Genomic DNA, 6914 nt, shown 5'->3' on the forward strand with positions numbered 1-6914 from the left:
CGGCGCTGCTGGCGACGGCGTCGACCAGCCGGCCGGAATAGAGCGGCGTCAGCACATCGGCCAGCGTCGACAGCAGGAAGCTGCCCATGATGAGCGAGAGCCGCCAAGGCTGGCGCCGCCAATGGGTAAGCGTGAAGCCAAGAACGCTGCGAAAGGCGCTCGCGCGCAAATCGATCTTAAAACGAGCCATGATGTCATTCGGGCACAAACGAGCCCGATCCCAGTAAGTCGAAAATTGAAGAAGCCGCGCAAGGAGCCAATGAGTGCCCGGAAGCGGAGTGGCATATTTGGCGTATCGCCCAAATCGGGCGGCGATCGGCATCGGCATAAGCCTGTGCTCGGTCCGGCATCGGCACGAAGGGGAACCTTCGCGGAGCGCCGGATGAGACCTAGGCTTCGCGGCCTCGCATTACCATGTGAAATACTGCCATTCGGACCTCCCGCAAGACAATTGCGGAGGTGTCCTTATAGAGACGCTCCGATGCATCGCCAAGACGAGTTCACGCCAAAAGTGTATCTGGTCCAACCACTGCGATTATTTTGCAACAACGGAGCAAGCCGCGCGCCTCATTCAGGAATGCGATCCAAGCGCATGTAGCGGCCATCGGTCGATGGCTTGAACCCAAGCTTCTCATAGACGCCGTGTGCGTCGCTGGTCGACAGGCTCCAGTGGAAAACAGTCCTGACTTCAGGATGATCGATAAGGGCCTGGACGAGCCGGCTACCGATGCCTTGCCCGCGATGCCCGGGCCAGATGATGATGTCGGCGAGATAGGCGAACACCGTGCGGTCGGTGATCGCGCGGCCGAAGCCGACTTGCCTGCCGTCGACATAGGCGCCGACGCAAAGCGAATTGGCAAAGGCGCGGCGATGGACTTCATCAGTGCGTCCGGCGCCCCAATAGCTTGCCATCAACAGGTCCGATGTCGCGCGGAAATCGATCCGTGACATGTCGAAGCTGATTTCACAGTCGGGCATGGCTTTACCGTCCAAATGACATTTGTTTCGCGACTATCCCCTTCGAACATGTGACTTGAAAGTGGTCGAGTCGATCCCCATTTCCGCGCTGGACGGGAAACCGTCTATCAGGGTGTAGCGCAGTTGGTAGCGCACTCGTCTAAGAAGCGAGGGGTCGTCGGTTCGAGCCCGACCATCCCCGCCTCTTGCTTGGCAATTCCAATAAGATAAGGTGACTGCCTAAGAACAAAGGGGCGGGGCAAAGTAAAATGGCAAAAGCAGCAAGTGCGACAAGGCCGGCAAAGCCGCCGACAAGGCCGGCAAAGGCGACCAGACTATCGGATGAGATAGAGGGGGCCGTTGAAGTTGCGGCAGCAGACGTTACGCACCTCAATACACCGGAGTTCTACGGCGCCAGCGTCCAGCTTTTTGTCAGTAGCACCGACATCAGCGTTATCTTTGCTAGGCAGGTGCCCGTCATCGCAAAAAATACACATGCAGGGATGATGCTGCCAGCGGCCGTCGTTCATCTAAGCCCCGGAACGGCGAAAGACCTGCAGACAATCCTTGCTCGGCAACTTGCCGAATACGAAGCGGAATGGGGCGAGATTCAGACCGCCTATACACGGCGGATCGCCGCCGAGGGTGCGAGAAAAAAGAAGTGACCGGCTACAAGGTCATCTCGACCGATGCAGTGCCGGGACTGAAGGAAGTCAGACTTTACGAAAGCACCATCGAACATGTTAAGACCGAGCACCCTGAAGTGCCGGTCGAACTGCCTTCTATCGAGATCGCAGTGGGTTCAGCGATCAGCAATCCAACCCATGTCGAAAAAAGTTACGGAAATTCAGTGGTTTTCGTTGATACAGAGAGCACCAATGCCACAGGCGACCCTCTTAGGTTGCCTGTGAAATTGGTAGGTGATGGAACATCAGGTCGTGTTAAAACATTCTACTTCGCAGAGACGACCGGCGACCGAGAGTTGGTGTATCGGAGGCCAGATGAGCAGGATTAGCGCTTTCGAGGTCGTTTATGATGCCGATTCCGACGTGCTCTACATAAGCCGTCGGAGGGACGTTGCCGCTCGCGGCATCGAGGACAAGTCAGGTATCGTTTGGCGCTACGACCGCAGTGGTGAGTTAATCGGCGCTACTGTCGTAGACTTCCATGATCTGTGGGCGTCGCGTGGCGACGAACTTGCATCGGAGCTTTCGGAAAAATTCCATGTCCCTACGCCGCAGGCTCAGGTTGTGGTGAACTTTGCCCTCGAACAACGGGACTGATCCCATGTTATCACTCGCGAAAGCCGAGAAAGAGGGAAGCTGGAGTCAATGAAATCAGACTATCAGCCGCGATCCCTGAACCGGTTGGTGATGGGATAGCGGCGGTCGCGACCAAAATTCTTTTTGGTGATCTTCACGCCCGGCGCGGCCTGCCTTCGCTTGTATTCTGCGATGTAGAGCAGATGCTCGATGCGCGTCACCGTCGCCCGGTCATGGCCGCGCGCGACGATGTCGTCGACACCCATCTCATTTTCCACCAGGCATTCGAGGATGTCGTCCAGCACCGGATAGGGCGGCAGCGAATCCTGGTCGGTCTGGTTCTCGCGCAATTCCGCCGATGGCGCCTTGTCGATGATGTTTTTCGGGATCACCTCGCCCGAGGGCCCGAGCGCGCCCGGCGGCACGTGGCTGTTGCGCCAGCGCGACAGCGCGTAGACCTGCATCTTGTAAAGGTCCTTGATCGGATTGAAGCCGCCATTCATGTCGCCATAGAGCGTGGCGTAGCCAACCGACATCTCGCTCTTGTTGCCCGTGGTGACAACCATCGAGCCGAACTTGTTGGAGATCGCCATCAGGATGGTGCCGCGCGCGCGGCTCTGCAAATTCTCCTCGGTGATGCCTTCCTTGGTGCCTTCGAATATCTGCGTCAGCGCGTGCAGAAACCCTTCGACCGGCTCGAAGATCGGCACGATGTCATAGCGGCAGCCGAGCGCCCGGGCGCAATCCTCGGCATCCTTCAGCGAGTCCTTCGAGGTGTAGCGATAGGGCATCATGACGGCGCGCAGGCGTTCCTCGCCGAGCGCATCGACGGCAAGCGCCGCGCAGATCGCCGAATCGATGCCGCCGGACAGACCAAGCACCACATTCTTGAAGCCGTTCTTGTTGACGTAGTCGCGCAGGCCCAACATGCAGGCGCGATAGTCGGCCTCCTCCCGGTCCGGGATTTTCGACATCGGCCCTTCCGAGCAGACCCAGTGATCCCCTTGTCTTTTCCAGGTGGTGATGTCGACCGCTTCCTCGAACTGGCTCATCTGGAAGGCAAGCGTCTTGTCGGCGCCAATGGCAAACGACGCGCCGTCGAAGATCAACTCGTCCTGCCCGCCAAGCTGGTTGGCATAGATCATCGGCAGCCCGCATTCGATGACCTGGCGGATGACGACCTGGTGGCGGACATCGATCTTGGCGCGATAATAGGGCGAGCCGTTCGGCACCAGCAGGATTTCCGCCCCGCTTTCGGCCAGCGACTCGCAGATATCGACGTCGCCCCAGATGTCCTCGCAGATCGGAACTCCGATGCGCACGCCGCGGAAATTGACCGGCCCCTGGATCTCGGGTCCGGCCTGGAAGACGCGCTTCTCGTCGAACTCGCCGTAGTTCGGCAGATCGAGCTTGTAGCGTTCGGCGATGATCTTGCCGCCATCGGCGAAGACGATCGAATTGTGCGTGCCGCTCTTGCGCTTCAACGGCGTGCCGATGATGACGCCGGGACCGCCATCCGCGGTGTCGGCGGCAAAGTCCTGTGCCGTCTTTTCGCAGGCTTTCAAAAAGGCCGGCTTCAGCACCAGATCCTCCGGCGGGTAGCCGGCGAGGAAAAGCTCGGTATAGAGCACGAGATCGGCGCCTTGGCGTGCGGCATCCGCCCTCGCCTCGCGGGCCTTGGCGAGATTGCCTGATATGTCGCCGACAGTCGGATTGAGCTGGGCGACGGCGATGCGCAGGATGTCGAGCTTCTTGGTCATGCCTGCTGACTTAGCGCGGCAAAATTGCCCGGGCAATGGCGTTCGTTTGGACCAATTCGGACCGATTGACATACGTCAATCGTGTGCGGACCGATCGACGTGCTTCAATCGTGGCGAGACGACCAGGTATCAATCGTCGCCCATATATTCGCGCAACGCTTGCGGCGAATGATTCTCGCCGATCGACATCGCCAAGATGCGTGAAATATGCCGGCGCGGCAGGCCTGTCTGCACCACCCACTGGTTGATCTGTGCCTGGATCTTGTCGAGGTCCCTCTTCGAGGTCGGGCTTTCGGCGATGTCGAGGCCGGCGTCGCGCAACGCCGCGGCCATATCGCCCGAGATGACGAACGCATCCCAACCCAGCCAGCGCAGGAAATACTGGCCCGTATTGCCGCCCAACCGGCTGCCATGCTTGCCGAGCCAGGCCATCAGCCCGACCTGGTCGTCCGCCGGCCAGTTTGCGAGGAATTGGCCGAAGCCGCCATATTCCTTCGACACGCGCTCGACGAAGGCGGCGTTGTCGCGCACGGATCTGATCTTCTGCGGGTTGCGCACGATGCGCTGGTCGGCCGTCAGATCGTGCCAGAAATCATCGGGCTGGAACAGCAGCCGCTTCGGCTCGAAGCGCAGAAACGCCTCCTCGAAGCCCGGCCATTTCTGCTCGATGACGCGCCAGACGAAACCGGCGGCGAAGACGCGTTCGGCCATAACAGAGAGAATGCGGTCATCGGCGATGTCAGCCACGGCGGCATTGTCAGGCGCCGGACCCAGCAGCGACGTCAGTTCCTCTTCGCCGCCCTTGCGTTTTGCGGCGCGTGCGCGAATTTTCTTGAAATCGGCCATTGGTCCCTCGGCAACTGGAATCAATCTAACACTTCCCGTGTGAGCCGGCAGCCTCTACCTCTTACGGCAAGCCAAAGACCCTGGAGATGTCCATGAACAAGACGATCGACGACCTGGCGAACCGCTGGCTCAAGCGGCGGCCGGACGGCCTCAGCCAGCTCGAAAGCCGGGTGCTGCAATCGACGCTCGAACGCACCACCATCTCGCGCGACACCAACAAGACCGTCGCCTTCCACCAGACCTTCGGCGACCGGCTCGCCGACACGATCGCCCGCATCGGTGGGTCATGGTCCTTCATCCTGACCTTCATCGCCTTTCTGATCCTGTGGACATCAGCCAATGTCTGGCTGCTGTCGCGTGACGCCTTCGATCCCTACCCGTTCATCTTCCTCAATCTCGTTCTGTCGATGGTCGCCGCCTTGCAGGCGCCGGTGATCATGATGGCGCAGAACCGCCAGACCGAACGCGACCGCATCGACGCCGCCCACGACTACGAGGTCAACCTGAAAGCCGAGATCGAGATCATGGCGCTGCATGAAAAGCTGGATGAACTGCGCCACGGCCAGATTCTCGGTATGCGCGACGAGATCGTGCAACTGACCGAAATGATCAAGCGGATCGACGAAAGGCTGTCTTCGCAGCAGTCGGCTTCATGACCGACGCGATCCATCATTTCATCGAACAATACGGGCTGCTCGCGGTCTTTATCGGTTGCGTCGCGGAGGGCGAAAGTGCCGCCATTCTTGGCGGTTTCTTCGCCCACCAGCAGGTCTTCGTCCTGTGGCACGCGGTTCTTGCGGCGGCGCTCGGCGCCTTCGTCGGCGATACTTTCTTCTTCATCCTCGGACGAAGCTTCGCCGACCATCCCTATGTCGTCAGATTGCGCAAACGGCCCGGCTTCCGCCGCGCCTTTCGGCTGCTCAACACCCATCCCGACATTTTCGTGCTGTCCAACCGCTATATCTACGGCATGCGCCTCGTCGGCGGCATTGCAGCCGGGCTTTCCAACATCGCTGCGCCGCGCTTCGTCATCCTCAACGCGCTTTCATCGGCGGTCTGGGCGGTGCTGTTCGGCACGATCGGTTATGTCTTTGGACTTGGCGCCGAGCACGTCATCGGCCAGGCGTTGATGCATCACGAACGGTTGCTGATCGGGCTTGGCATCGGCTTGACCGTGGCCGTTCTGGCATGGCTCGTCGCCCGTCACATCGCCAGCAAGGAACGCGCCAGGGAGGGCTGATCGTCAATCCACGCCGAGCGCCTGGTCCCCCCGATCGAGGATAAGCGGGATGATCAGGTCTTCCTCGTCGGCAAGATGCCTTGTCAGCATGGCGATCAGCCGGCTGTTTTCGTCGGCATAGGCGTCGGCGGCGAAGCGCTGTCTGTCTTCGCTCTCCTGAAGCGTCTTGATGAACGCATTGGCCGCCTCGGCATTACGCTCCAGCCCTTCATGGATGGTGTGATGGTCGGCATCGAGTATCTCGAAGCCGTGCTTCAAACGGGGCTCGGCCTTGGCGAAGACCGGGAAATATTGATAATCCTCGACGTTGTGGTGACCGTCGAGGTTGCCTAGAAAATGATTGAGGCGGGGCGCGAACCAGCGCGCGAAATCAGGCGCCGTCAGCCGTCCCTCACGGTAGTCGCCGATGCCGTTGGCCAGCATGCCGCCAAGTTCGCGGAACATGTCGTGCCGCTGCAGCCACATATTGGCGATGCCGTGGATATTGGCATGATCCTGCCAGTTTTCACGCGGATATTTCTCGGCCAGCCAGCGCAGATCATCCGGCAGGCCCACGCGTTCGAGAAGCAGAAAATTGGCGGCCCCGGCCATGACAGTCTCCTTTGGTGACTGGCATATAGGCATCGAAAGGCTAGATCGGTAGCCCGGTGATCCGCTCGATAATGGCAATGCCCCAGACGCCGGCGACGATGAGTACCGAAATCAGCACCGCCAGCGAACCGCAATCCTTGGCCAACTGGATATCGACATTGAACTCGCGGCTGAAAGCGTCGCATGCCGCCTCGATGCCGGTGTTAAGCACTTCGACCATGATCAAGAGCAACACGGCGCCGATCAGCAAGGCATAAC

10 protein-coding genes, 1 tRNA gene and 1 pseudogene are annotated in these 6914 nt (G+C 59.8%); 6 read left to right on the forward strand and 6 right to left on the reverse strand.

Annotation, left to right across the window (positions count from 1 at the left end; genetic code table 11):
• Window positions 1-190: pseudogene (locus EN939_RS15080) on the reverse strand (ABC transporter ATP-binding protein); the annotation flags it as partial.
• A gap of 377 nt (window positions 191-567) precedes the next feature.
• A complete protein-coding gene (locus EN939_RS15085) occupies window positions 568-978 on the reverse strand; it encodes a GNAT family N-acetyltransferase (protein ID WP_127268639.1) in 411 nt (136 codons plus the stop codon).
• Window positions 979-1088: 110 nt separating this feature from the next.
• Here EN939_RS15085 and EN939_RS15090 point away from each other — a divergent pair.
• From EN939_RS15090 to EN939_RS15105, 4 genes are all read left to right on the forward strand, one after another.
• Window positions 1089-1159, forward strand: a tRNA-Leu gene (locus EN939_RS15090).
• 67 nt (window positions 1160-1226) lie between these two features.
• Window positions 1227-1622, forward strand: a complete 396-nt coding sequence (locus EN939_RS15095; protein ID WP_127268640.1) for a hypothetical protein — start codon at window positions 1227-1229, stop codon at window positions 1620-1622.
• A complete protein-coding gene (locus tag EN939_RS15100; RefSeq protein WP_127268641.1) occupies window positions 1619-1972 on the forward strand; it encodes a hypothetical protein in 354 nt (117 codons plus the stop codon). Before EN939_RS15095 ends, EN939_RS15100 begins: the two co-directional genes overlap by 4 nt.
• Window positions 1959-2240, forward strand: coding sequence for a DUF2283 domain-containing protein (locus tag EN939_RS15105; protein WP_164748895.1), 282 nt, complete (start codon window positions 1959-1961; stop codon window positions 2238-2240). Before EN939_RS15100 ends, EN939_RS15105 begins: the two co-directional genes overlap by 14 nt.
• A 62-nt stretch (window positions 2241-2302) precedes the next feature.
• On the opposite strand, the gene EN939_RS15110 is transcribed toward EN939_RS15105, so the two are convergent.
• Both EN939_RS15110 and EN939_RS15115 read right to left on the reverse strand, forming a co-directional pair.
• The gene (locus tag EN939_RS15110; protein WP_127268643.1) at window positions 2303-3979 is read right to left on the reverse strand and encodes an NAD+ synthase; all 1677 of its coding nucleotides are present in this window, start codon (window positions 3977-3979) and stop codon (window positions 2303-2305) included.
• A 129-nt stretch (window positions 3980-4108) separates the two neighbouring features.
• The gene (locus EN939_RS15115; protein ID WP_127268644.1) at window positions 4109-4825 is read right to left on the reverse strand and encodes a DNA-3-methyladenine glycosylase I; all 717 of its coding nucleotides are present in this window, start codon (window positions 4823-4825) and stop codon (window positions 4109-4111) included.
• A 92-nt stretch (window positions 4826-4917) separates the two neighbouring features.
• Here EN939_RS15115 and EN939_RS15120 point away from each other — a divergent pair, with 92 nt between their 5' ends.
• On the forward strand, window positions 4918-5481 hold the full coding sequence (locus tag EN939_RS15120; protein ID WP_127268645.1) for a DUF1003 domain-containing protein: 564 nt from the start codon (window positions 4918-4920) through the stop codon (window positions 5479-5481).
• Window positions 5478-6065 carry a DedA family protein gene (locus tag EN939_RS15125; RefSeq protein WP_127268646.1) on the forward strand — a complete coding sequence of 196 codons (588 nt, stop codon included), beginning with the start codon at window positions 5478-5480 and terminating at the stop codon, window positions 6063-6065. The genes EN939_RS15120 and EN939_RS15125 overlap by 4 nt, the downstream gene beginning before the upstream one ends.
• A gap of 3 nt (window positions 6066-6068) precedes the next feature.
• On the opposite strand, the gene EN939_RS15130 is transcribed toward EN939_RS15125, so the two are convergent.
• Together EN939_RS15130 and EN939_RS15135 are read right to left on the reverse strand one after the other, a co-directional pair.
• The gene (locus EN939_RS15130; RefSeq protein WP_127268647.1) at window positions 6069-6656 is read right to left on the reverse strand and encodes a hemerythrin domain-containing protein; all 588 of its coding nucleotides are present in this window, start codon (window positions 6654-6656) and stop codon (window positions 6069-6071) included.
• 40 nt (window positions 6657-6696) lie between these two features.
• Window positions 6697-6914: diacylglycerol kinase (locus EN939_RS15135; protein WP_164751002.1), on the reverse strand; the 218-nt coding region annotated here is incomplete at its 5' end.

The sequence above is a fragment of the Mesorhizobium sp. M7A.F.Ca.CA.002.05.1.1 genome (assembly GCF_003998335.1).
In the GTDB taxonomy this organism is placed as follows: Bacteria; Pseudomonadota; Alphaproteobacteria; order Rhizobiales; family Rhizobiaceae; genus Mesorhizobium.

What these genes read in the sequence shown, in the direction of transcription:
- EN939_RS15095 (WP_127268640.1), top strand. Translation starts at nt 1,227, where the DNA reads ATGGCAAAAGCAGCAAGTGCGACAAGGCCGGCAAAGCCGCCGACAAGG.
- EN939_RS15105 (WP_164748895.1), top strand. Translation starts at nt 1,959, where the DNA reads ATGAGCAGGATTAGCGCTTTCGAGGTCGTTTATGATGCCGATTCCGAC.
- EN939_RS15120 (WP_127268645.1), top strand. Translation starts at nt 4,918, where the DNA reads ATGAACAAGACGATCGACGACCTGGCGAACCGCTGGCTCAAGCGGCGG.
- EN939_RS15110 (WP_127268643.1), bottom strand. Translation starts at nt 3,979, where the DNA reads ATGACCAAGAAGCTCGACATCCTGCGCATCGCCGTCGCCCAGCTCAAT.
- EN939_RS15115 (WP_127268644.1), bottom strand. Translation starts at nt 4,825, where the DNA reads ATGGCCGATTTCAAGAAAATTCGCGCACGCGCCGCAAAACGCAAGGGC.
- EN939_RS15085 (WP_127268639.1), bottom strand. Translation starts at nt 978, where the DNA reads ATGCCCGACTGTGAAATCAGCTTCGACATGTCACGGATCGATTTCCGC.
- EN939_RS15130 (WP_127268647.1), bottom strand. Translation starts at nt 6,656, where the DNA reads ATGGCCGGGGCCGCCAATTTTCTGCTTCTCGAACGCGTGGGCCTGCCG.
- EN939_RS15125 (WP_127268646.1), top strand. Translation starts at nt 5,478, where the DNA reads ATGACCGACGCGATCCATCATTTCATCGAACAATACGGGCTGCTCGCG.